The organism is Streptomyces sp. NPDC033966 (assembly GCF_055575955.1).
This window is the reverse complement of the sequence record NZ_JBVIRQ010000005.1, coordinates 126,831-150,994: the sequence shown is the minus strand read 5'-3', so window position 1 is coordinate 150,994 and position 24,164 is coordinate 126,831. Positions and strand designations below refer to the sequence as shown.

Sequence of the window (24,164 nt, the reverse complement as noted above, 5' to 3'; positions counted from 1 at the left end):
GAGGTTGTCATGAGGATCATCCGGATTCGGTTGCGGGCGGTACTGAAGGGGCGTGGGGGTGATGAGGGAATGTCGACTTCGGAATACGCCATGGGCACGATCGCGGCGTGTGCGTTCGCGGCGGTCCTCTACAAGGTCGTGACGAGCGATGTGGTGTCGGCGGCACTCCAGTCGACCATCGGGAAGGCGCTCGATGCGCCCTTCTGAGCGAAAGCGGCCGGGAATCGGTGATCGCGGTTATGTGACGGCCGAGGCCGCTGTGGTCATTCCGGCCCTGGTGCTGTTCGCGGCGCTGCTGGTGTGGGCGCTGATGGCGGCGGCCGCGCAGATCCGGTGTGTGGACGCCGCCCGGGCGGGTGCCCGGGCGGCGGCCCGGTCCGAGCCCGTGGCGGCGGCGGTGGCGGCGGCCCGGGAGGCCGCTCCGGCGGGGGCGGAGGTGGAGGTGGAGCGTTCCGGCGACCTGTGGCGGGTCCGGGTGGCCGCTCCGGCGCCGGGGCCGGGCGGGCTGCCGGTACGGCTCGGGGCGCGTGCGGTGGCCCTGGCGGAGGACAGCGTGGGGCCGCCGCCATGAGCCGGGAACGGGGCCGGGGCCGGGGCCGGGGCCGGGGGTGGTCTGACGGGCGGGACCGGGGGGTCGCGACGGTGTGGGCCACCGTGGTGGCGGCGGTGCTGGTGGCGGTGTTCGGGGGTGTGCTGCTGCTCGGGCAGGCGGTGGTGGCCCGCCACCGGGCCGGCGCGGCTGCCGATCTGGCGGCCCTGGCGGCGGCCGCGAGCTGGGCGCACGGCCCCGAGCGGGCCTGTGCGGCGGCCCGGAGGGTGGCCGGGGCCCAGGGGGCGGTGCTGGCAGCCTGCGGGGTCGGCGGTGAGGTGGCCGAGGTCCGGGCCGGTGTCCGGGCCGGTCCCTTCACCCCCGAGGCCGCCGCCCGGGCGGGGCCGCCGGTGGTCTCCCCGTCGGGGCCTGCCGGGGAGCCCGCCGGGGAGCCCGCCGGGGAGCCCGGCGGGGAGCCCGGCGGGGCGGCGGTCAGGGGGCCGTGGAGAGGAGGCGGGTGAGGAGGCGTACGGCGCCGCGCTTGTGGAGGGGGTCGTTGCCGTTGCCGCATTTGGGGGACTGGATGCAGGAGGGGCAGCCCGCCTCGCACTCACAGGCGGCAATGGCGTCCCGGGTGGCGGTCAGCCAGGCCCGGGCCGTCCGGAAGCCCCGCTCCGCGAAGCCGGCGCCGCCCGGGTGGCCGTCGTACACGAAGACCGTGGGCAGCAGGGTGTCCGGATGCAGCGGGACGGAGACCCCGCCGATGTCCCAGCGGTCGCAGGTGGCGAACAGCGGGAGCAGGCCGATGGAGGCGTGCTCGGCGGCGTGCAGGGCGCCGCCGAGGATCTCCGGGCCGATCCGGGCCTCGTCCAGCTGGTCCTCGGTCACCGTCCACCACACGGCCCGGGTGCGCAGGGTCCGCGGCGGCAGGTCGAGCTTGGTCTCGCCGAGCACCTCGCCGGTGATCAGCTTGCGGCGCAGGTAGGAGACGACCTGGTTGGTGACCTCGACGGAGCCGAAGCAGAGCCGGGCCGCGCCCCAGGGGATCTCGGTCTCGGTCTCCAGGATGGAGATGGAGGTGGTGTCGCGGGCCGTGGTGGAGAAGGGCGGGTTCGCCTCCTCGACCAGGGCGGCGGAATCCTCCAGGTCCAGGTGTTTCACCAGGTAGGTGCGGCCCTGGTGGAGGTGGACGGCGCCGTCGTGGACGGCGGTGTGCGAGGCGGATTCGTCGACGGTGCCCAGCAGCCGGCCGGTGGAGGCCTCCACGATCTGCACCGGGCGGCCCCCGCCGCCGCGGATGTCGGTCAGGTCCGAGGCCCGCTCCCGGCGGGTCCAGTGCCAGGCCGTGGCCCGGCGCCGCAGCAGCTTCGCCGCCTCCAGCTGGGGCATGAGCCCGCGCGCGGCGGGGCCGAAGAGGTCCAGGTCGGCTTCGGTCAGCGGCAGCTCGGCGGCGGCCGCGCACAGGTGCGGGGCCAGGACGTACGGGTTGTCCGGGTCCAGCACGGTGGCTTCCACCGGCTGGCGGAACAGGGCCTCGGGGTGGTGGACCAGGTAGGTGTCCAGGGGGTCGTCCCGGGCGATCAGGATGGCCAGGGCGCCCTGCCCCGAGCGTCCGGCGCGCCCGGCCTGCTGCCACAGCGAGGCCCGGGTGCCCGGGTAGCCGGTGATCAGCACGGCGTCCAGGCCGGACACGTCCACGCCCAGCTCCAGGGCGGTGGTCGCGGCCAGCCCCAGCAGTTCCCCGGAGTGCAGGGCCCGCTCCAGGGCCCGCCGCTCCTCGGGCAGGTAGCCGCCCCGGTAGGCGGCGACCCGCCGGGGCAGGGACCGGTCCACCGCGGCGAGCCGCTCCTGGGCGATCACGGAGATCAGCTCGGCTCCGCGCCGGGAGCGGACGAAGGCCACGGTCCGCACCCCCTGCACGACGAGGTCGGTCAGCAGTTCGGCGGTCTCGGCGGTGGCGGTCCGGCGCACCGGGGCGCCCTTCTCGCCCTTGAGCTCGGTCAGCGGCGGCTCCCACAGGGCGAAGACGACCTCGCCGCGCGGGGAGGCGTCGTCGGTGATCTCGGTGACCGGCACGCCGGTCAGCCGGGACGCGGCGGCCGCCGGGTCGCTGGCGGTGGCGGAGGCCAGCAGGAAGACCGGTTCGGAGCCGTAGCGCGCGCACAGCCGGCGCAGCCGCCGCAGGACCTGGGCGACGTGGGAGCCGAACACCCCGCGGTAGCTGTGGCACTCGTCGATGACGACGTAGCGCAGCGCCTTCAGGAAGGAGGACCAGCGGGGGTGGGAGGGCAGGATGCCCCGGTGCAGCATGTCGGGGTTGGTCAGCACGTAGTTGGCGTACTGGCGCACCCACTCGCGTTCCTCGACCGGGGTGTCCCCGTCGTACACGGCCGGGCGCACGGCGTTCTTCAGGGGGGCGGCGAGTTCCCGGACGGCCCGGCGCTGGTCGGCGGCCAGAGCCTTGGTCGGAGCCAGGTAGAGGGCGGTCGCACCCCGCCCGTTCGGCGCCTCGGCGCCGTCCGCGAGGGCGGACAGCACGGGGGCCAGGTAGGCCAGGGACTTCCCGGAGGCGGTTCCTGTGGCGACGACCACGGACTCGCCGTCCAGGGCGTGCTCGGCGGCCGCGGCCTGGTGTTCCCACGGATGGTCGATCCCCGCGTCCCGGATCGCGGCTACGACATCCGTTCGGATGCGATGGGGCCAGACCGCATGACGGCCCTCCCGAGGGGGCAAGTGCTCCGTATGGGTGATGCGCGCAGCCCGGGAAGGCCCCCGTGACAGGCGGTCCAGGACCGTGCCGGGAGCGGGTCGTGGATCGGCTGGTGCCGTGGGCGGACCGGGGCGGTGAGTGTTGGCCATTGGAACCGAGTGTGTCACTGGCGTGCGGGACAATGGTCCCAAGGCGTCGTGCGCGCCTGCCGGTAAGTGATTGAATGCCATCGCGGCAGCCGATCCCCTCCCCTACCTTCGGGTGGGGAGGCCCCTGGGGGGCGCCGCTCGATAGCAAGGTGCTGGAGGATCCGTGGACCTGTCCCTGTCGACTCGCACTGTCGGCGACCGCACGGTCGTAGAGGTCGGTGGCGAGATTGATGTGTATACCGCGCCCAAGCTGCGCGAGCAGTTGGTGGAGTTGGTGAACGACGGCAGCTACCACCTGGTCGTCGACATGGAGCGAGTGGACTTCCTCGACTCCACCGGCCTCGGTGTGCTCGTGGGAGGCCTCAAGCGCGTCCGCGCGCACGAGGGCTCGCTGCGTCTGGTCTGCAACCAGGAGCGCATTCTGAAGATCTTCCGGATCACCGGTCTGACCAAGGTGTTCCCGATCCACACCTCGGTGGAGGACGCCGTCCAGGCCACCGACTGACGAACGGCTCCTGATACCGAGGAGCCGTCGAGGAGCGGGGGTACCGGGCCATGGATGGTCCGGGCCCCTGTCAAGGCACGCCCGTAGTCCGAGGGGGACGCACATGGCCACCGTTGAACTGCGCTTCAGCGCCCAGCCCGAACACGTTCGGACGGCCCGCCTCGTCGCGGCCGCCGTGGCGCGCCGGGCGGGGGTGGAGGAGGCCGTCCTCGACGAGGTCCGCCTCGCCGTGGGCGAGGCCTGTTCGCGTGCCGTCGGACTGCACCGCAGCAACGGCCTGACCGCGCCCGTGCGCGTCGTGCTGACCGAGGAGGAGAAGTCGTTCTCCATCGAGGTCGGCGACGAGGTGCCCGGGCCGGCCGGCGGTTCCGCGGAGGCGGTGCCGGGCATCGCCGCCGTCCTCGACCCGGACGCGGACGGGGAGGACGAGATGGGGCTCGCGGTGATCAGCGGGCTGGTCGACGACGTGTCGGTGACCAGTGGGGAATCGGGCGGAACGATCCGGATGAGCTGGCCCGTCGCGGCGGCGACCGATCTTCCGTAGCACCCTCCCAGCCCTATTTTCCGATCTTCGTTAATTCCTCGGATCTTTGCCAAGGCCCTGCTGAGCAGGGCCTTTTTCGTTTTCCCGGGAAATCTTCTAGATCGCTGATCAACCGTCAATGGGTTTGCCCCATTACTTCTTTCGGGGGTAATGGAGTGACGTGATCTATTGCTGAGGAGCAAGAGCGCGCCAATTCCGTTTCACGCGCACTGTTTTGATCAGGTCGCGCTCCCTACAATCCGTCCACATCTTGAGCTCATCACGTCAAGGAGGACGAATGACGGGGCTCTTCACCCCTATCGCACCGGATCGCGCCCATGATCTGGCAGCCGCAGTACTCACCGATGACAACCGCGTCATCGTGTTCGTCATCGCGGGCGTCGCGCTGGCCGCGCTCGTCGTCGCGCAGATCCTGGTCCGCCAGGTCCTCGCCGCCGACGAGGGCACCGACAGCATGAAGAAGATCGCGGCAGCCGTCCAGGAAGGCGCCAACGCCTATCTGGGCCGCCAGTTGCGCACCCTCGGCGTCTTCGCCGTCGTGGTCTTCTTCCTGCTCTTCCTGCTCCCCGCCGACGACTGGACGCAGCGGGCGGGACGTTCCGCCTTCTTCCTCGTCGGCGCGATCTTCTCGGCCGCCACCGGCTACATCGGCATGCGCCTCGCGGTCCGCGCCAACGTCCGCGTCGCCGCGGCCGCCCGCGAGGCCACCCCCGCCAAGGGCGAACCCGCCAAGGACCTGACCGACGTGGCCCACAAGGCCATGAAGATCGCCTTCCGCACCGGTGGCGTGGTCGGCATGTTCACGGTCGGCCTGGGCCTGCTCGGCGCCTCCTGCGTCGTTCTGGTCTACGCCGCCGACGCCCCCAAGGTCCTGGAGGGCTTCGGCCTGGGCGCCGCCCTGATCGCGATGTTCATGCGCGTGGGCGGCGGCATCTTCACCAAGGCCGCCGACGTCGGCGCCGACCTGGTCGGCAAGGTCGAGCAGGGCATTCCGGAGGACGATCCGCGCAATGCCGCGACCATCGCCGACAATGTGGGCGACAACGTCGGCGACTGCGCGGGGATGGCGGCCGACCTCTTCGAGTCCTACGCCGTCACCCTCGTGGCCGCGCTCATCCTCGGCAAGGCCGCCTTCGGTGACCTGGGCCTCGCCTTCCCGCTGATCGTGCCCGCCATCGGCGTGATCACCGCCATGATCGGAATCTTCGCGGTCGCCCCGCGCCGAGCCGACCGCAGCGGGATGACGGCGATCAACCGCGGTTTCTTCATCTCCGCCGTGATCTCCCTCGTGCTCGTCGCGATCGCCGTCTACAGCTACCTGCCGGCCACCTACAAGGAGCTCGTCGGCGTCGAGGACGCCGCCATCTCCAACCACACCGGGGACCCGCGCGTCCTCGCCGTGGTCGCCGTCGCCATCGGCATCGTGCTCGCGGCCCTGATCCAGCAGCTGACCGGCTACTTCACGGAGACCAACCGCCGTCCCGTCCGGGACATCGGCAAGTCCTCGCTGACCGGCCCCGCCACCGTGATCCTCGCCGGCATCTCCGTCGGCCTGGAGTCCGCGGTCTACACGGCGCTCCTCATCGGCCTCGGCGTCTACGGGGCCTTCCTGCTCGGCGGCACGTCGATCATGCTGGCGCTCTTCGCGGTGGCCCTGGCCGGCACCGGCCTGCTGACCACCGTCGGGGTCATCGTCGCGATGGACACCTTCGGCCCCGTCTCCGACAACGCCCAGGGCATCGCGGAGATGTCCGGCGACGTCGAGGGCGCCGGTGCCCAGGTCCTCACCGACCTGGACGCGGTCGGCAACACCACCAAGGCCATCACCAAGGGCATCGCCATCGCCACCGCGGTCCTCGCCGCGGCCGCGCTCTTCGGCTCGTACAACGACGCCATCACGGGCGCGGTCAAGGAGGTCGGTGCCAAGGCCGGGGAGATGAACCTCAGCCTCGACATCGCCCAGCCCAACAACCTGGTCGGCCTGATCCTCGGTGCGGCCGTGGTGTTCCTGTTCTCGGGCCTGGCCATCAACGCCGTCTCCCGCTCCGCGGGCGCCGTGGTCTACGAGGTGCGCCGCCAGTTCCGCGAGCACCCGGGGATCATGGACTACTCGGAGAAGCCCGAGTACGGCCGCGTCGTCGACATCTGCACCAAGGACGCGCTGCGCGAGCTCGCCACGCCCGGTCTGCTCGCCGTGCTCACCCCGATCGCCGTCGGCTTCACCCTCGGCGTCGGCGCGCTCGGCTCCTTCCTGGCGGGCGCCATCGGCACCGGCACCCTGATGGCGGTCTTCCTCGCCAACTCCGGCGGCGCGTGGGACAACGCGAAGAAGCTCGTCGAGGACGGCCACCACGGCGGCAAGGGCAGCGAGGCCCACGCCGCGGTCGTCATCGGCGACACCGTCGGCGACCCGTTCAAGGACACCGCGGGCCCGGCCATCAACCCGCTGCTGAAGGTCATGAACCTGGTGGCCCTGCTGATCGCCCCCGCGGTCGTGCAGTTCAGCTACGGCCCGGACACCAGCGCGGCCGTGCGGGCCGTCGTCGCGGTGGTCGCGCTCACGGTGATCGTCGGCGCCGTGTACGTCTCCAAGCGCCGCGGCATCGCCGTCGGCGAGGACGGCGGCGGCACCGGCGCCGAGCGGGTGACCCAGCCGGCCGATCCGGCGGTGGTCTCCTGACGCTCCGGGGCCCCTGAGCCCGGCTCCCGCGGCCCCGCGGGCGGACCGGCTCGAAGATGCGCCCGAACGGCGGACGGGCGGCGCGGACTGACGCGCCGTCTGTCCGCCTTTGTGCGTGCCCTGATGGTGGGCGTGTATCTTCCGGCCGAGAGCCTTCGAAGGGACCAATCCGGTGAACAAGAAGCTTGCGGCCGCGGTGTCCGGCGGTGCGGTACTGATGCTCGTCCTGTCCGGCTGCGGCGGCGGGGAGGACGACGGCGACAAGAAGGCCGAGGCCTGGGCCAAGAAGGTCTGCGACAAGTGGGAGCCCGAGCTCACCAAGATCAAGACGACCAACGACGAGCTGAAGCGGGTCGCCTCCACGAGCAGCAAGCCCGACGAGGTCCAGAAGACCGACTCGGCGGCCTTCCAGAGCCTCTCCGACGCCTACAAGTCCATGGGCGGCGCCCTGACCTCGGCCGGTGAGCCGCCCGTCAAGGACGGCAAGGCCGCGGCGGATTCCGTGGTCAAGAGCTACGGCGAGATCTCCAAGAGCTACACCGATCTCAAGACGAAGATCGACGGGCTCGACCCGAAGGACCAGAGCAAGTTCGCGGAGGGCCTCCAGGGGGTCGCCGGCGGGCTCACCGAGGTCGCGGCCAACGAGACGGCCGCCAAGGAGAAGCTCAACTCGACCGGCCTCAAGGTGATCTACAGCCAGAAGGGCTGCCAGGTCGCGACGCCCGAGAAGAGCTGACCTCCGCGCCGCACGCGCCGCGCGGCACGGCGTTACGGGCGCCACGGGCGTTACGGGCGGCCGGGATCCCGACCGGATCCGGCCGCCCGCGGCATGCCGGGACCAGGCGTACCGGGGCTCCGGCGCGAGCCCTGCCGCGCCGGGGCTCGTACGGAATGTCGGCCCCAGCGGCCACAATGGTCGGGTGAGTACCACCAGCCTTCCCAAGCCCGACCACGCCGCCGAGCTCCGCGAGGCGTTCCTCGCCGCGGGGTTCACCGCCGACGGACTGCTCGACCTGCTCGGCGCCCCCGCCTACGCCGCGCTGGCCCGCAGCGAGACGGTCCCCGCCCTGCGCGCCACCCGCGGCGCGGGCGACGACGCGCTCGCGAGCCTGATCCGGCTGTTCCTGCTCCAGCAGCCGGAGCCGTACGTGCACGCCGCCGCCGCGCTGCCCGTCGAGGCGGCCATCGCCGACGGCTGGCTGCGCTGGGAGGGCGACGAGGTGCACGCCACCGTCGACGTACGCCCGTTCGGCGGCCCCGACGGCGAGGACTGGTTCATCGTCTCGGACCTCGGCTGCGCCGTCGGCGGCGCCGGGGGGATCGGCAGCCGTGAGGAGGGCGTGGTGCTCGGCGTCGGCGGCGCCTCCACCACCCTGGCCGGAATCACCGTCCCGGTCCCCGTCGCCTCGGCCCTCGACCTCGGCACCGGATCCGGGATCCAGGCACTGCACGCCGCCCAGCACGCCACCCGGGTCACGGCGACCGACGTCAACCCGCGCGCCCTGGAATTCACCCGTCTGACGCTGGCCCTCTCCGGGGCGCCGGAGGCCGAACTGCTCGCGGGCTCGCTGTTCGAGCCCGTGGGGGACGCCACGTACGACCTGATCGTGTCGAACCCGCCCTTCGTGATCTCGCCCGGCGCGCGGCTCACGTACCGGGACGGCGGCATGGGCGGCGACGACCTGTGCCGGACCCTGGTCCAGCAGGCGGGGTCCCACCTCAATCCGGGCGGGTACGCGCAGTTCCTCGGCAACTGGCAGCACGTGGACGGGGAGGACTGGCGCGACCGGGTCCGCTCCTGGGTGCCGCGCGGCTGCGACGCCTGGATCGTGCAGCGTGACGTGCAGGACGTGACGCAGTACGCGGAGCTGTGGCTGCGTGACGCGGGCGACCACCGCACGGATCCGGCCGAGTACGCGGCCAGGTACGAGGACTGGCTCGACGAGTTCGACGCGCGCAAGACCAAGGCCGTCGGCTTCGGCTGGATCACCCTGCGCCGCACGGACGCGGCCGAGCCCTCGATCGTGGTCGAGGAGTGGCCGCACTCGGTGGAGCAGCCGCTCGGCGCAGCGGTCCTCGCGCACTTCGCCCGCCAGGACTACCTGCGCGACCACGACGACGCGGCCCTGCTGGCGGGGTACTTCCGGCTGACCGCGGAGGTCGTGCAGGAGCAGGTCGGCGCGCCGGGCGCGGAGGACCCCGAGCACGTGGTGCTCCGGCAGAACCGGGGGATGCGCCGCGCCACCAAGGTGGACACGGTCGGCGCCGGCTTCGCCGGTGTGTGCGACGGCTCACTCAGCGCGGGCCGGATCCTGGACGCGATCGCGCAGCTCGTGGAGGAGGATCCGGTCGTCCTGCGGGACCGGACCCCGGAGGCGATCCGGATGCTGGTCGAGCAGGGGTTCCTGGAGCCCGTGCAGGGTCCCGCCGAGTAGCCCGGCGGTGGCCGGCGCCGTGATGTAACCCGGGGTTCGCCTGCTGTACCCCCTCGGGTGGCAGGCTCCCGGGCAGCGGGGGATCCGGGGGGATCCCCGAGCGGCCCGAGGGGTAAGGGGAACGGCATGGAACGCGGTCCGGCGATCTTCGCGGCAGCCGTGTTCCTGCTGTTCGGAGCCGCTCTGCTGGTCTGGACGGGGGCGCGCGCCCGACATCGCGCGCCGGTGGCTGAAGGCGTGCGCCCCGTCGTGGCCGTACCGCTGGCCGTACTGGCCGGCGCGGGCTCCCTGGCCCTCGGCGTCTGGTGCCTCCAGCGCTTCTGAGGCAGCTCCCGGCGACGGCCTCCGGCGGGGTGTGAAACCCGACGTCGCGACCGGTTCGGATGCGGGGCCAGACGGCCCCCGGGCCACCCTGGCCGGTGACCGGGAGGGGCCCGGCGCGGCATCCGGGCGGCAGGAATGGCACTTGTCGGGTTACCGTTCGAGTGGCCGTTGCGGGCTTGTGCCGTTTGACACGGGGGCGGGTTGTACCGTCACACTCCGCAGCGTCGCCGTACCGCGACCGAGTGCCGACCGTGCCGACCGGAGAGAAGAGCCAAGTTGTCCCCGACTAGCGAGACCGCAAAGGGCGGCCGCCGACTCGTCATCGTCGAGTCCCCTGCCAAGGCGAAGACGATCAAGGGCTACCTCGGCCCGGGATACGTCGTCGAGGCGAGCGTCGGGCACATCCGCGACCTCCCCAACGGCGCGGCCGAGGTCCCCGACAAGTACACCGGCGAGGTCCGCCGTCTCGGCGTGGACGTCGAGCATGACTTCGCGCCGATCTACGTGGTCAATGCGGACAAGAAGGCGCAGGTCAGGAAGCTCAAGGACCTGCTCGCCGAGTCCGACGAACTCTTCCTCGCCACCGATGAGGACCGCGAGGGCGAAGCCATCGCGTGGCACCTCCAGGAAGTCCTCAAGCCCAAGGTCCCCGTCCACCGGATGGTCTTCCACGAGATCACCAAGGACGCGATCCGCGACGCCGTCGCCAACCCGCGCGAGCTGAACCAGCGCATGGTCGACGCCCAGGAGACCCGCCGCATCCTCGACCGCCTCTACGGCTACGAGGTCTCGCCGGTCCTGTGGAAGAAGGTCATGCCGCGGCTGTCGGCCGGCCGCGTCCAGTCCGTCGCCACCCGCCTCGTCGTCGAGCGCGAGCGTGAGCGCATCGCCTTCCGCTCCGCCGAGTACTGGGACCTGACCGGCACCTTCGGCACCGGCCGCGCCGGCGACGCCTCCGACCCGTCGACCCTGGTCGCCCGCCTGAACACGGTGGACGGCAAGCGCGTCGCGCAGGGCCGCGACTTCGGCCCGAACGGGCAGCTCAAGAGCGAGGTGCTGCACCTCGACGAGGCGAACGCCCGGGCGCTGGCCGCCGCGCTGGCCGAGACCTCGTTCGCCGTCCGCTCGGTCGAGTCCAAGCCGTACCGCCGCTCCCCGTACGCCCCCTTCCGCACGACGACGCTCCAGCAGGAGGCCTCGCGCAAGCTGGGCTTCGGTGCGAAGGCGACGATGCAGGTGGCGCAGAAGCTGTACGAGAACGGCTTCATCACCTACATGCGTACGGACTCCACCACGCTCTCCGACACCGCGGTGACGGCGGCGCGTGCGCAGGTCACCCAGCTCTACGGGGCCGACTACCTGCCGGAGAAGCCGCGCGTCTACGCGGGCAAGGTCAAGAACGCGCAGGAGGCGCACGAGGCGATCCGGCCTTCGGGTGATCGTTTCCGCACCCCCGCCGAGACCGGTCTGACCGGCGACCAGTTCCGCCTGTACGAGCTCATCTGGAAGCGGACCGTCGCCTCCCAGATGAAGGACGCGACCGGCAACTCGGTGACCGTGAAGATCGGCGGCCGGGCGTCGGACGGGCGGGACGCCGAGTTCAGCGCCTCCGGCAAGACCATCACCTTCCACGGCTTCATGAAGGCGTACGTCGAGGGCGCGGACGACCCGAACGCCGAGCTCGACGACCGCGAGCGGCGGCTGCCGCAGGTCACCGAGGGCGACGCGCTGACGGCCGAGGAGATCACCGCCGACGGCCACTCCACCAAGCCGCCGGCCCGCTACACAGAGGCCTCGCTGGTCAAGGAGCTGGAGGAGCGGGAGATCGGCCGCCCGTCGACGTACGCGTCGATCATCGGCACGATCCTCGACCGCGGCTACGTCTTCAAGAAGGGCACGGCCCTCGTGCCGTCCTTCCTGTCGTTCGCCGTGGTGAACCTGCTGGAGACGCACTTCGGCCGGCTCGTCGACTACGACTTCACCGCCAAGATGGAGGACGACCTCGACCGCATCGCGCGGGGCGAGGCCCAGTCCGTGCCGTGGCTGAAGCGGTTCTACTTCGGCTCCGAGGACGCCTCGGAGGTCGTACCGGCCGACGGCGACCACCTCGGCGGCCTGAAGGAGCTGGTCACGGACCTCGGCGCGATCGACGCCCGGGAGATCTCCTCCTTCCCGGTCGGCGACGGCATCGTGCTGCGCGTCGGCCGCTACGGGCCGTACGTGGAGAAGGGCGAGAAGGACGCGGAGGGCCACCAGCGCGCCGACGTGCCGGACGACCTGGCTCCGGACGAGCTGACGGTCGAGTACGCACAGGAGCTCTTCGCCAAGCCGAGCGGCGAGTTCCAGCTGGGCGCCGACCCGGTGAGCGGCAACCAGATCGTCGCCAAGGACGGCCGCTACGGGCCGTACGTGACGGAGATCCTGCCCGAGGGCACGCCGAAGACGGGCAAGAACGCGGTCAAGCCGCGGACGGCCTCGCTGTTCAAGTCGATGTCCCTGGACACCGTCACCCTCGACGACGCCCTGAAGCTGATGTCGCTGCCGCGCGTCGTCGGCACGGACGCGGAGGGCGTGGAGATCACCGCCCAGAACGGCCGCTACGGCCCGTACCTGAAGAAGGGCACGGACTCGCGCTCCCTGGAGACCGAGGACCAGCTGTTCTCGATCACCCTGGACGAGGCCCTGGCGATCTACGCGCAGCCGAAGCAGCGGGGCCGGGCCGCGGCCAAGCCGCCGCTGAAGGAGCTGGGCACGGACCCGGTGAGCGAGAAGCCGGTCGTGGTCAAGGACGGCCGCTTCGGCCCGTACGTGACGGACGGCGAGACGAACGCGACGCTGCGGCGGGACGACGACGTCGAGACGATCACGCCGGAGCGGGGCTACGAGCTGCTCGCGGAGAAGCGCGCCAAGGCGCCGGCGAAGAAGACCGCGAAGAAGGCTCCCGCGAAGAAGGCCCCGGCCAAGAAGGCCCCGGCGAAGAAGGCGGCTGCGGCGAAGACCGCCGCGGCGAAGAAGACGACGGCGGCGGCCGCCAAGAAGACGACGGCTGCGAAGAAGACGACGGCGGCGGCGAAGAAGGCCGCCGCGTCCGGCCCGGCGGACGAGTAGCCGACGGCTCCCCCCTGGGGGCCCGCCCCCCAGACCCCCGCGCGGCGTGTGAGCGCAACGGGGTCCGGGGCGGAGCCACTGGGGGTACCTCCCGGCGGTAGCCGGGGGAGGAACGGTGGAAGAGGCGGGTGGGGGAACGGCCCCGCGCGGCGGCCCCGCCCCGCCCGGCCGGCGGACCACGGGGCGGAGCCCCCGGAAGGTGGGTGCCGGGTCACACCCGGCGTCGTCCACAGGCCCCCGCAACGGCCAAGCGCAGCGGATAGGCTGGGCGGATGACGCGAGCCGAGCAGCCGACGGTCGTGACCGACTCCGAGAAGCCCACCTACGACGAAGCCCTAGCCGCGGACTCCCGCGAGCGAGCGGTGCGCGCCCTGCTGCGCACACCCGGGCTGCGCCGGCTGTGGAGCGCGCAGCTGGTGAGCGGCATCGGTGACGCCCTCGCCCTGCTGGTGCTGGTGCTGCTGACCCTCCAGGCGGCCGTCACCGCCGGATCGGAGGGCCTGTTCGGCGGGGGCTACCGGGGCGCGGCCTTCGCCGTCGCCGCCGTCTTCGCGGTGCGCGTCCTCGCCACCGTCCTGTTCGGCGCGGTCCTCCTCGGCCCGCTGGCCCAGCTCACGGCCCCCGGAGGCAAGCTCGACCGCCGCTGGACGATGGTCGGTGCCGACGGGCTGCGGATCGGCCTGTTCGTCGTCGCCCCGCTGTGGCTCGACTGGATCCCCGCGCACGCCACGACCGCGCTGCTGGCCACCGTGTTCGTCTCCGGTGCCGCCGAGCGGGTGTGGACGCTGGCCAAGGAGAGCGCCGCGCCCGCGCTGCTGCCGGCTCCGCCCCCGGAGGGGGCCACCGTACGGCCCCTGCCCGACCACCTCGACGCCCTGCGGCGGCTCTCGCTGCGCACCGCGTTCGCGGCGATGCCCGTGGCGGCCGCCGCGCTGCTCGCCGCGACGCTGACCGGGCGGGCGCTGGCCCTGGGCGTGGACTGGTTCGCCGCGAACCAGGCGGCGCTCGGCTCGTACGTGGCGGCCGGCCTGTTCGCCGCGTCCGTCTCGCTGCTGGTGCCGCTGACGCTGCCCGCCGTCAAGACCCCGAGGCCGCGTTCGCCGCTGGAGGGCCTGCGGGCCCCGAGGGCGGGCGACCGGCCCGAGAAGGGCCGGACCGGCGCGATCCGGCTGCTCGTGGTGGCCTGCGCCACCGTCGCGGGGGCGATCGCCTTCGCCGCGTCCGTCTCCGTGCTGCACGCCTTCGACCTGGGCGGCGGCCCGTCCGCGTACGCCCTGCTGGTGCTCGCCCTCGTCGGCGGTACCGCGCTGGGGATCCGCGCCACGCAGGCCGGCAAGGTGCTGCCCGCGCTGTCCCGGCGCCGGCTGCTGGCCATGGCCGTCGCCGTGGCCGGGCTGGCTCTGCTGCTGGCCGGGCTGGTCTCCGACACGGCGACCGTGCTGTTCCTGGCGCTGCTCGCGGGCACCGCCGCGGGTGTGGCGGCCAACACCGGCCACACCCTGCTCGACCAGGAGACCGAGGAGTTCCGCCGGGCCCGGGTCACCGAGCACCTGCAGGCCGTGGTCCGGGTGGCGGTCGCCCTCGGGGCGGTCGCCGCCCCGCTGGTGGCCGCGGCGATCGGCCCGCACCGCATCGGCGGCGGTCAGGTCGTCCTCCCGCTGGGCGGCGCCGCGTACGCGCTGATGCTGGCCGGAGCGCTGCTGCTGCCCGTCGCGGTGGTGGTCCTGGCCAAGGCCGACGACCGGGGCGGCGTGCCGCTGCGCCGCGACCTGCGCGAGGCGCTGCGCGGCGGAGAGCCCGTACAGGCCCCGCCCACGACCGGGTTCTTCATCGCCCTCGAGGGCGGCGACGGGGCCGGCAAGTCCACCCAGGTGCAGGCGCTGGCCGACTGGATACGGGGCAAGGGCCACGAGGTCGTCGTGACCCGCGAGCCGGGTGCGACCCCGGTCGGCAAGCGGCTCCGCTCGATCCTGCTGGACATCTCCTCCGCCGGGCTGTCGAACCGCGCCGAGGCCCTGCTGTACGCCGCCGACCGCGCGGAGCACGTGGACTCGCTGGTCCGGCCCGCCCTGGAGCGGGGTGCGGTGGTCATCACCGACCGCTACATCGACTCCTCGGTGGCCTACCAGGGCGCCGGGCGCGACCTGTCCCCGACCGAGATCGCCCGTATCTCCCGCTGGGCCACCGGCGGTCTCGTGCCGAACCTGACCGTGCTGCTCGACGTGTCGCCGGAGACCGCGCGGGAGCGGTTCACGGAGGCGCCGGACCGGCTGGAGTCCGAGCCGACCGAGTTCCACCAGCGGGTGCGGGCCGGCTTCCTGACGCTCGCCGCCGCCGACCCCGGCCGCTACCTCGTGGTCGACGCCGGGCAGGACCCCGGCTCGGTGACCACCGTCCTGCTCCACCGCCTGGACCGGATGCTCCCGCTCTCCGAGGCCGAGGTGGCCGCGCAGATCGAGGCCCGCCGGCTCGCGGAGGAGGAGGCCCGCCGCAAGGCCGAGGAGGAGGCCGCGCGCAAGGCGGAGGAAGCCCGCCTGAAGGCCGAGGAGGAGGCCCGCCTGGCCCGGGAGGCCGAGGAGGCCCGGCTGCGTGCCGAGGCCGAGGCGGCCCGCCGCGCGGAGGAGGAGCGGCTGAGGGCCGAGGAGGAGGCCCGGGCCCGGGCCGAGGCCGAGCGGCTGCGTGCCGAGGCCGAGGAGAAGGCCCGCGCCGCCGAGCGGGAGCGGATCCGGCTCCAGGAGGCGGAGGAGGCCCGGCTGCGCGCCGAGGCCGAGGAACGGCGGCTGGAGAAGCAGCGGCGCGCCGAGGAGGCCCTGCTGCGGGCGGAGGAGGCACGCCGGCTCGCGGAGGCCTCGGCCGCCGCCGCGGCCGCCGCGTCCGCCGCCAGGGCTTCGGCGGCCGCCGAAGCCGCGCCCGCTGCGGCTGAGGAGCCCGCGCCGAAGGTCGTGATGCGCAAGGAGCCGCTGCCGGACGACGCCGTCACGGTCGAGACCCCGGTGGTCCGGCGGTTCGTGCAGCCCGACGACGTGACCCAGACGGTTCCGGTGCCCAAGATCGACCCGCGCGCCCCGCGCCCCGTGGACGAGACGGCCGTACTGCCGCCCGTGCGCCCCGAGGGCCCCGCGCGGGACGAGGCCCGGCCGGCCCCGTCCGCGCGGACCCGTCCGGCGGAGCGGCCGACGGCACCCCACTCGCAGGAGGCCCCGGCCGACCGGGTGCCGCCGGGCATCTTCCGGGACCCGGGGAACGACGTGACCCGCGAGCTCCCCGTCGTCGGCGACGACGGCCGGCCGCGCCGGGCCCCGTCCGACTGGGCCGAGGCGACCCCGATGGACGACCTGCCGACCCTGGCGGACGAGCTGCTGGGCCCGCGCCCGGACGACGAGGACGGCCAGGACGACGCCGACGGGCGGGGCAGGCCGCGCCGCCGCCGCTGACCGGGCGCGCGGTTCACGGAAAGTGACCGCGGGCCGGGAATGTCAGTGGCGGGCGCCACAATGTGAGCAGGCAGTATCGACGGAGAGTGAAAGGCGGTGGGCGGCATGCCCGTGTGGGAAGACCTGGTGGGTCAGGATCGCGTGCAGGCGCAGCTGGCCGCCGCCGCCCGCGACGCCGACGCCCTCGTCACGGCCACCGCGCAGGGGGCCCCGCCGCCTCCCGCGTCCAAGATGACGCACGCCTGGCTGTTCACCGGCCCGCCCGGCTCCGGCAGGGCCACCGCCGCCCGCGCCTTCGCGGCGGCCCTCCAGTGCGTCAGCCCGGACCGCGCCCTCGGCGCTGAACCGGGCTGCGGATTCTGCGACGGCTGCCACACCACCATGGCAGGCACCCACGCCGACGTGGAGATCGTGCGCACCGACCTGCTGTCCATCGGTGTGAAGGAGACCCGCGACCTGGTCCGCCGGGCCCAGCTCTCGCCCGCCGTGGGGCGCTGGCAGGTCATCGTCCTGGAAGACGCCGACCGGCTCACCGAGGGCGCGGGCAACGTCCTCCTCAAGGCCGTGGAGGAGCCCGCTCCGCGGACGGTGTGGCTGCTGTGCGCGCCCTCCCTGGAGGACGTGCTGCCCACGATCCGCTCCCGCTGCCGGCACCTGAGCCTGACCACCCCGTCCGTGGCGGCGGTGGCCGACGTCCTGGTCCGCCGGGACGGCGTGGAGCCGGCCGCCGCGGCGGCCGCCGCCCGCGCGACGCAGGGACACATCGACCGGGCCCGCAGGCTCGCCACCGACGGGGACGCCAGGGCCCGCCGCGCCGCCGTCCTCAGGCTCCCGCTGCGGGTGGACGACGTGGGCGGCTGCCTCAAGGCCGCGCAGGAGCTGGTCGACGCCGCCGCCGAGGACGCCAAGCAGGTCGCGGAGGAGGTCGACACCAAGGAGACCGAGGAGCTGAGGGCCGCGCTCGGCGCCGGAGCGGGCGCGGGCGGCCGGCTGCCGCGCGGCACCGCCGGGGTGATGAAGGAGCTGGAGGACCGCCAGAAGCGCCGCCGCACCAGGACCCAGCGCGACAGCCTCGACCTCGCCCTGACCGACCTCACCGGCTTCTACCGGGACGTGCTGGCCCTCCAGCTCGGCTCGGCGGTCGCCATCGCCAACGAGGACATACGGCCGGACCTGGACCGGATCGCCCGTGCCTCGGGCCCCGAGCGCACGCTGCGGCGCATCGAGGCGGTCATCGCCTGCCGGCAGGCCCTCGACCGGAACGTGGCGCCGCTGCTCGCGGTGGAGGCCATGACGATGGCGCTCCGCGCGGGCTGACCGTCCGCGCGCCCGGCACGCGCCCCGGTTCACCCGTACGAGCGGACCCGGGCGGGGCACCGCGGCGGCCCGGTACGCGCCGGGCGCCCGGCCGAGGCCTGGAAGGGACCCGGAAAGGCCCCGGAAGGGACCCGGAAGGGGCCCGGTCGGTGGGCGGCCGCCGGATCCCGCGCGCCCGACAGGGGCCGCCGGCAGCACGTAGGCTCGCGGCATGGACACCAGGCGCCTGCTGCGTACCGCCGGAACCGTGATCGCAGCCGCCGGGCTGCTGGTCTCCGGGTGCACCACCGGGGGGCCGGAGGTGGCGGCCTCGGCCGAGCCCACCGCGGTCCCGGACGCCCTGCGCCCGTACTACGACCAGAAGCTGAACTGGCGCGACTGCGGTGTCCCCGGCTTCCAGTGCTCCACCATGAAGGCGCCGCTGGACTACGCGGACCCCGGCTCCGGGCAGGACGTCGAGCTCGCCGTGGCCCGCCGGCCGGCCACCGGCCCGGGCAAGCGCCTGGGCTCCCTGCTGGTCAACCCGGGCGGCCCCGGCGGTTCCGGCATCGGCTACCTCCAGGGGTACGCGGGCATCGGCTATCCGGCCGCCGTGCGCTCCCAGTACGACATGGTCTCCTTCGACCCGCGCGGCGTGGCCCGCAGCAGCCCGGTGGAGTGCCTGACCGGGCCGGCGATGGACCGCTTCACCCAGGTGGACCAGACCCCGGACGATCCGGCGGAGCGCGCGAAGCTGGTGGCCGCGTTCAAGGAGTTCGCTGCGGGCTGCGAGACGCGCTCGAAGCGGGTGCTGCCGCACCTCTCGACCGTGGACGCCGCCCGGGACATGGACATGCTCCGCGCGGTCCTCGGCGACGAGAAGCTGAACTACGTCGGAGCCTCGTACGGCACGTTCCTCGGCGCCACGTACGCGGACCTCTTCCCGGCCCGCGTGGGCCGGCTGGTCCTGGACGGGGCGATGGACCCGTCCCGCTCGTCCCTCGACCTGAACCGCGACCAGACGGCCGGCTTCGAGACCGCCTTCCGCTCCTTCGCGAAGGACTGCGCGAAGCAGACCGACTGCCCGTTGGGCCAGGGCGGCCCGGACGCGGTGGCGCAGCGCCTGAAGGAGTTCTTCCGCAAGGCCGACGCCCAGCCGGTCCCCTCGGGCGATCCGGCCCGCCCGCTGGGCGAGGCCCTCGCGACCACGGGCGTGATCGCGGCCCTGTACGACGAGAGCGCCTGGCCGCAGCTGCGCGAGGCCCTCACCGCCGCGATGAACGGCGACGGCGCCGGCCTGCTGGCCCTCGCCGACAGCTACTACGAGCGAGAGGCGGACGGCTCGTACGCGAACCTGATGTACGCCAACGCGGCCGTGAACTGCCTGGACCAGCCGCCGGCCTTCAGCGGCCCCGAGGCGGTGGACGCCGCGCTGCCCTCCTTCGAGAAGGCCTCCCCGGTCTTCGGCGCGGGCCTGGCCTGGGCCTCCCTGAACTGCGCGTACTGGCCGGTGCCGGCCACGGGCGCGGCGAAGCCCCTGAAGGCGGCGGGCGCGGCCCCGATCGTGGTGGTCGGCACCACCCGCGACCCGGCGACCCCGTACAAGTGGGCCCGGGCCCTGGCCGGCCAGCTGGAGTCGGGCACGCTCCTCACGTACGACGGCGACGGCCACACGGCGTACGGCCGTGGCAGCGAATGCGTCGACACGGCGATCAACCGCTACCTCCTCCAGGGCCAGCCCCCGGCGGACGGCAAACGCTGCTGACCCCGCCCGCCCGGCCCGGTTCGGGGCACCCGGTTTAACCCTGTAGACTTGGCGCCGCTGCTGATGAGAGCCTCCCTCCAGGGAAATTCTTGTCTTCCCAGTGGTGCCGCCTTAGCTCAGTTGGCCAGAGCAACGCACTCGTAATGCGTAGGTCTCGGGTTCGAATCCCGAAGGCGGCTCTGTAGAACCCCCAGGACTCACTCGCCGTGACCTGGGGGTTTTGCTTTTTCTTGGCCGCGTGTCGCCCGGGCAGTCGGCTCCGTGAAGTAGGCGGCGGGGTCGAGTGCGTTGAGTGCGATCCACCGCTGCTGTGTCCCTGAAGTGGAAACTCCGGTGCTGTCCGCCGGAGCGCGGAAGAAGCCCTGGACGTCGAGGGCGATGCGCGGGTCGTCGTCGATGCGTCGTGCCATGTCGTAGTAGACGGCCAGCTCATGGACGCACCGTGGGCTGCCGGCCGGGCAGGAGCAGCCGACGGCGGCGAGTTTCGGCGCGGGCGGGTGGCCCGCGTCGGCGATCGCGCCGTACAGATCGTCGGTGAGGACGGGATGGACACCGCTCAGCCGGCGGGAGATCTCGGCCGTCGCCCCCGGTGACATCGACGCCACCTCGATCGTCGTCACCGTGGTGCCGCGGCCGCGGTGCACGACGGCACGCACGGTCCGGCCGTCGATCGTGATCTGCACCTTTCCGTCGCGCGCCATCCGGCGTGCGCTCGGCAGTTGTGGATCCGGGCGGGTCTGGCGCAGCGACTCGGCGAACCGGACCCAGTCCTTGCCCCACTTCGTGTAGCCGAAGTCGTTGGCGGCCATGGTTCAGACGGCTCGCTTCCGGCGCAGGACCTCGATGAGGCGGTCGTCGTCCAGGCGGGTCAGCTCGGCGACGCCGGACGTGTCGGCGATCTCCGACAGTGCGGATTTCCGGGAGTGCATGGCCGCGATGTGCTCCTCGACGGTGGTCCCCGTGGTCAGGGTGGTGACGGTGACGGTGCGGGTCTGGCCGATCCGGTGGACCCGGTCGGAGGCCTGCGCCTCCACGGCCGGATTCCACCATCGGTCGAAGTGGATGACGTCGGCCGCGCGGGTGAGGGTGAGCCCTGTGCCGCCGGCCTTCAGGCTGAGTACGAGCACCTCCGGGCCGTCGTCGGCCTGGAACCGGCGGACGATGTCGGCGCGTTGTCCGTGGTTCAGGCCGCCGTGGAAGAACGGCGTGCTCACGCCGAACCGTTCGCCGAAGTGCCGGATCAGCAGCTCGCCCGTCTGCCGGTACTGGGTGAAGACGATGGTCGGAGAGCCGTTCTCCAGGTTGTTGGCCACGATGTCGGTGCAGAGGTCGAGCTTCCCCGACCTTCCTGACAGCTCACCGAGGTCGTCCGAGACCAGGCCCGGATGGTTGCAGACCTGCTTGAGCGCGGTCAGGACCGCCAGCACCTTGGTCCGGCGCCGGGCGCCGCTGCCGAAGCCGTCGTCGATGGCCTGCTCCAGCAGCCGGTCGTACAGCCGCTCCTGTTCCTCGGTGAGGTCGCAGATCAGGTCGGCACGGATCTTGGGCGGGAGCGAGGTCGCGACCTGGGACTTCTTCCGCATCAGCACGACCGGCTCGATGGCCCCGCGCAGTCGGGCGGAGGCGGCGCGGGAGCCGCCGTCCTCGATGGGCCGCACGAAGCGCCGGCGGAACTGCGTCCGGTGCCCGAACAGATGGGGTGCGACCAGGTTGAGCAGGGCCCAGAGCTCGTCCAGGTGGTTCTCGACGGGCGTTCCGGTCAGGGCGATCCGAGCCTCGGCCGCGATGGCGCGCGCGGCCTTCGACACCTGCGTACGGGGATTCTTGAGCGCCTGCGCTTCGTCGAAGACCGCGGTGTGCCAGTGGTGCTCCGCCACGGCCGGGCTGTGCGTGCGGAGCGTCGGGTAGCCGGTGAGCACCACCGTCCCGCTGTCCACCGCATCCAGGGGACCGCCCCGCCAGACCGTGGTCCGCAGGCCGGGTGCGAACCGCTCGATCTCGTGCGCCCAGTTGCCGACCAGCGAGGTGGGGCACACCACCAGTTGGGGCCCCTCTTCGGCGCGCCCGGCGAGACAGCCGATGGTCTGGAGGGTCTTGCCGAGTCCCATCTCGTCGGCGAGCACCGCGCCGCCGTGTGCGGCGATGGTCTCGCGCAGCCAGCTCACACCGCGCACCTGGTACGGCCGCAGCGTGGCGGTGAGCGCGGTGCGCAGTTCGGCCGCCACGGCGGTGGTGTGCCGGAAGACGGCGCCGGCGTGCTCCGCCGTCGTCACGGCGACACCCGTGGCATCGGGAACGGCGTGCGCCGCGATCGGCAGGGCCGGTTCGCCGCCGGCGATCCACGACCGCCAGACGTCCACCGACCGGCCGGGCGAATCGAGGGGCGCTCCGACGAGCCGGTCCGGCTCGATCAGCGCGCAGTCGACGTCGGACACCTCCAGCCTGCCGAGGTCCTGGGCCGGGACGGCCAGAGGAAGGGTGTTGGTGTCACCGACCTGCGGGGCCGCCCCCACGGCGTGTCCGGACCAGGTCCACAGGGCGAACATGTGGCGGTCCGGCAGGTACGTGGCCTGACTGGTTCCCATGGTCAGCGGCCGCGCTCGTTGGCGTCCGCACGCGGGCGGCGGGCGTCGGCCCCGGCCGCGGGTTCCGTCCCGGCCGCGGGTTCCGTCCCGGCCGCGGACGGGTCGGCTTCCCGTCCGGGTGCCGCGGCCGCGGCCGCGGGCTTGCGGGCCGGGCGCAGGGCGATCAGCAGGACGACTGCTCCCAGGAGCGCGATGAGCATGATCCATACCGCGCCGACGTTCATGGCGTGGACGAACGCCTCGTCGGCGGCGCGGGCGAGTGCGGGCCGGTGGGTCGCGTCGGCGAGGTGCCGGGCCTGTTCGGCGGATGTCCGCGCCTGTTCCCGCACCGGTCCGGGCACACCGTCCAGGGAGGGCTCGATCGCGCGCCGGTACGCGATCTGCATGATCGTGCCGCCGACGGCGATGCCGATCACGCTGCCGGTCTGTCGCACGGTGTTGGTGACGGCCGACCCGGCGCCGGCCCGTTCGAGCGGCAGCGTGCTGATCAGTGCCGCGGTCACCGGGCCGAGCACCATGCCGATGGAAAGGCCCTGGACCAGCAGCAGGAGTTCGATCCGGACGAGGGGGGTCTCCAGGCCGAAGAGCCCGTAGGCGCCCATGGTCAGAGCCGCCACGGTGAGGGCCGGGACGGTGACGGTCCGCAGCGGCCAGCGACGCACCAGGCGCGCGCCGAGGGGTGCCCCCAGGATCGCGCCGAGCGCGGTCGGGAGGCCGGCCAGGCCCGCCTCGATCGGCGAGTGGCCGCGGGCGCCCTGCAGGTAGAACGCGTTGTAGAAGGTGATGGCGGAGACGGCGAAGAGAAGCAGTCCGAGGGCCGCGTTGCCGCCGCCGAAGGCGCGCTGGGCGAGCAGCCGGGGATCGAAACCGGGGACCTTGGCGCGCAGTTCGACGCGTACGAACCCGGCCAGCAGGACCAGTCCGACGGCGATCGGCCCCCAGACGTCCGTACGGCTCCAGGCCGCCACCTGCCCCGCGCGGATCAGGCCGTAGGCGAGCGCCGCGAGGCCGCTGATCGACAGCAGCATCCCGGCCGGGTCCAGCGGCCGCACCACGGGGCTGCGGAAGTTCGGGACCAGCAGGGCGATGCCGGCCAGCGCCAGCACCACGACCGGGACGTTGACGAGGAAGACCGAGCCCCACCAGAAGTGGTCGAGGAGTACCCCGGCCAGCACCGGGCCCACGGCCATCCCGACGCCGGCGGACGTCGAGGAGACGGCGATCGCGGTGGTTCGCGCGGGGCCGGTGAAGGTCCACATGAGGATGGCCAGGTTCGCGGGCATGATCAGTGCGCTGCCGACGCCCATCGCGGCCCGGGCGGCGATCAGCTGACCCGCGTCGCCCGCGTACGCCGCCCACACCGAGGCCCCGGCGAACACCACCAGGCCCGTCGCGAGCACGGTCCGGTGGCCGAAGCGGTCGCCCAGGGCGCCTGCGGTGAACATCAGGGTGGCGAAGGCGAGCGTGTACGAGCCGGTGGCCCATTGCAGCTCGGCCGGGCCGGCGCGCAGTCCTTCCACCGGGTCCGCGAGGGTCTCCAGGGTGGTGCTCAGGACGGTGTTGTCCAGCCAGATCAGCAGTGAGCACACCATGAGGACGGCAAGAATCAGCTGCTGCCTGAATTTCGGCAGGGCAGAGGAGGTCATTAACACCTTCGGGGCGATCGGAAAAACCTGACGACCGGGACCGTAGGCAATGCAAAGACGGATGTCAACACTCAATAACTCGCGGGCAGTTGCCGATTTCCGTGCGCCGTCGAGGGCATGATCCAAGCTCTGTGTCAATTCTTGAGCGCATCAACGGACCGCCGATTCGGCGCACTCGCCGAGGGCATGCTGCCAGGCGCTCTGTCAAGCTCGGATCCCGCTGTGGGGGCCCGCGGGCCGTGCCGTCGGCCCGTGCCCGGCGGAGCGCCCTTTCCTCCCCAATTCCCGAATGGGGGGAACGGAAAGAACTCGGGCCGGCGAATCCCCATTCGCCCGGGGATGGAATTGGAAAGTCAGAGAGTCGGAGAGTCGGAGATTCGGCCCTGCAGGGTCAATGTCCCGGACATTCTCCCGGCGTATCGCCGCCTGAAAAGAGAAACCCAGGTCACAGGGT

General features: G+C 73.0%; 17 protein-coding genes and 1 tRNA gene. 14 read left to right on the top strand and 4 right to left on the bottom strand.

Annotation, left to right across the window (positions count from 1 at the left end; translation table 11 throughout):
* The first annotated feature begins 9 nt into the window (after positions 1 to 9).
* Genes ACZ518_RS15805 through ACZ518_RS15795 form a run of 3 tightly spaced genes read left to right on the top strand, consistent with a single transcriptional unit; the run spans position 10 to position 1,050 of the window.
* Positions 10 to 207 (top strand): DUF4244 domain-containing protein, encoded by a 198-nt coding sequence (locus tag ACZ518_RS15805; RefSeq protein WP_469113613.1) that lies wholly within the window; start codon positions 10 to 12, stop codon positions 205 to 207.
* Positions 194 to 571 carry a TadE family type IV pilus minor pilin gene (locus ACZ518_RS15800; protein ID WP_469113612.1) on the top strand — a complete coding sequence of 126 codons (378 nt, stop codon included), beginning with the start codon at positions 194 to 196 and terminating at the stop codon, positions 569 to 571. Before ACZ518_RS15805 ends, ACZ518_RS15800 begins: the two co-directional genes overlap by 14 nt.
* Positions 568 to 1,050: an Rv3654c family TadE-like protein gene (locus ACZ518_RS15795; protein ID WP_469113611.1), complete on the top strand. Its 483-nt coding sequence runs from the start codon at positions 568 to 570 to the stop codon at positions 1,048 to 1,050. The genes ACZ518_RS15800 and ACZ518_RS15795 overlap by 4 nt, the downstream gene beginning before the upstream one ends.
* Here the strand turns inward: ACZ518_RS15795 and ACZ518_RS15790 are convergent.
* Complete coding sequence (locus ACZ518_RS15790; protein WP_469113610.1) at positions 1,022 to 3,469, bottom strand: DEAD/DEAH box helicase; 2,448 nt, start codon at positions 3,467 to 3,469, stop codon at positions 1,022 to 1,024. The two genes, ACZ518_RS15795 and ACZ518_RS15790, sit on opposite strands and share 29 nt — an antisense overlap.
* Positions 3,470 to 3,551: 82 nt before the next feature.
* Between ACZ518_RS15790 and bldG the strand changes: the two genes are divergently transcribed.
* The 11 genes from bldG (at position 3,552) to ACZ518_RS15735 (ending at position 19,658) form a co-directional block, all read left to right on the top strand.
* Positions 3,552 to 3,893 (top strand): anti-sigma factor antagonist BldG, encoded by a 342-nt coding sequence (bldG, locus tag ACZ518_RS15785; RefSeq protein WP_007264942.1) that lies wholly within the window; start codon positions 3,552 to 3,554, stop codon positions 3,891 to 3,893.
* A 103-nt stretch (positions 3,894 to 3,996) separates the two neighbouring features.
* Positions 3,997 to 4,437: an ATP-binding protein gene (locus tag ACZ518_RS15780; RefSeq protein WP_469113609.1), complete on the top strand. Its 441-nt coding sequence runs from the start codon at positions 3,997 to 3,999 to the stop codon at positions 4,435 to 4,437.
* 277 nt (positions 4,438 to 4,714) lie between these two features.
* Positions 4,715 to 7,117, top strand: a complete 2,403-nt coding sequence (locus ACZ518_RS15775; RefSeq protein WP_469113608.1) for a sodium-translocating pyrophosphatase — start codon at positions 4,715 to 4,717, stop codon at positions 7,115 to 7,117.
* A gap of 172 nt (positions 7,118 to 7,289) precedes the next feature.
* Positions 7,290 to 7,853: a small secreted protein gene (locus tag ACZ518_RS15770; RefSeq protein WP_469113607.1), complete on the top strand. Its 564-nt coding sequence runs from the start codon at positions 7,290 to 7,292 to the stop codon at positions 7,851 to 7,853.
* 184 nt (positions 7,854 to 8,037) lie between these two features.
* Positions 8,038 to 9,552: a DUF7059 domain-containing protein gene (locus tag ACZ518_RS15765; protein WP_469113606.1), complete on the top strand. Its 1,515-nt coding sequence runs from the start codon at positions 8,038 to 8,040 to the stop codon at positions 9,550 to 9,552.
* Positions 9,553 to 9,678: 126 nt separating this feature from the next.
* Complete coding sequence (locus ACZ518_RS15760) at positions 9,679 to 9,876, top strand: hypothetical protein (RefSeq protein ID WP_469113605.1); 198 nt, start codon at positions 9,679 to 9,681, stop codon at positions 9,874 to 9,876.
* A 276-nt stretch (positions 9,877 to 10,152) separates the two neighbouring features.
* On the top strand, positions 10,153 to 12,984 hold the full coding sequence (gene topA / locus ACZ518_RS15755; RefSeq protein WP_469113604.1) for a type I DNA topoisomerase: 2,832 nt from the start codon (positions 10,153 to 10,155) through the stop codon (positions 12,982 to 12,984).
* Positions 12,985 to 13,256: 272 nt separating this feature from the next.
* Positions 13,257 to 16,418, top strand: coding sequence for a dTMP kinase (gene tmk / locus ACZ518_RS15750; RefSeq protein WP_469113603.1), 3,162 nt, complete (start codon positions 13,257 to 13,259; stop codon positions 16,416 to 16,418).
* Positions 16,419 to 16,523: 105 nt separating this feature from the next.
* Positions 16,524 to 17,735, top strand: coding sequence for a DNA polymerase III subunit delta' (locus ACZ518_RS15745; RefSeq protein WP_469113602.1), 1,212 nt, complete (start codon positions 16,524 to 16,526; stop codon positions 17,733 to 17,735).
* A 211-nt stretch (positions 17,736 to 17,946) separates the two neighbouring features.
* Positions 17,947 to 19,479: an alpha/beta hydrolase gene (locus tag ACZ518_RS15740; RefSeq protein WP_469113601.1), complete on the top strand. Its 1,533-nt coding sequence runs from the start codon at positions 17,947 to 17,949 to the stop codon at positions 19,477 to 19,479.
* Between the two features lie 105 nt (positions 19,480 to 19,584).
* Positions 19,585 to 19,658, top strand: a tRNA-Thr gene (locus tag ACZ518_RS15735).
* A gap of 18 nt (positions 19,659 to 19,676) precedes the next feature.
* Here ACZ518_RS15735 and ACZ518_RS15730 read toward each other — a convergent pair.
* Genes ACZ518_RS15730 through ACZ518_RS15720 form a run of 3 tightly spaced genes read right to left on the bottom strand, consistent with a single transcriptional unit; the run spans position 19,677 to position 23,710 of the window.
* A complete protein-coding gene (locus ACZ518_RS15730; RefSeq protein ID WP_469113600.1) occupies positions 19,677 to 20,288 on the bottom strand; it encodes a hypothetical protein in 612 nt (203 codons plus the stop codon).
* Positions 20,289 to 20,291: 3 nt separating this feature from the next.
* Positions 20,292 to 22,064, bottom strand: a complete 1,773-nt coding sequence (locus tag ACZ518_RS15725; protein ID WP_469113599.1) for a DEAD/DEAH box helicase — start codon at positions 22,062 to 22,064, stop codon at positions 20,292 to 20,294.
* A 2-nt stretch (positions 22,065 to 22,066) separates the two neighbouring features.
* Positions 22,067 to 23,710 carry an MFS transporter gene (locus ACZ518_RS15720; RefSeq protein ID WP_469113598.1) on the bottom strand — a complete coding sequence of 548 codons (1,644 nt, stop codon included), beginning with the start codon at positions 23,708 to 23,710 and terminating at the stop codon, positions 22,067 to 22,069.
* Positions 23,711 to 24,164 lie beyond the last annotated feature (454 nt).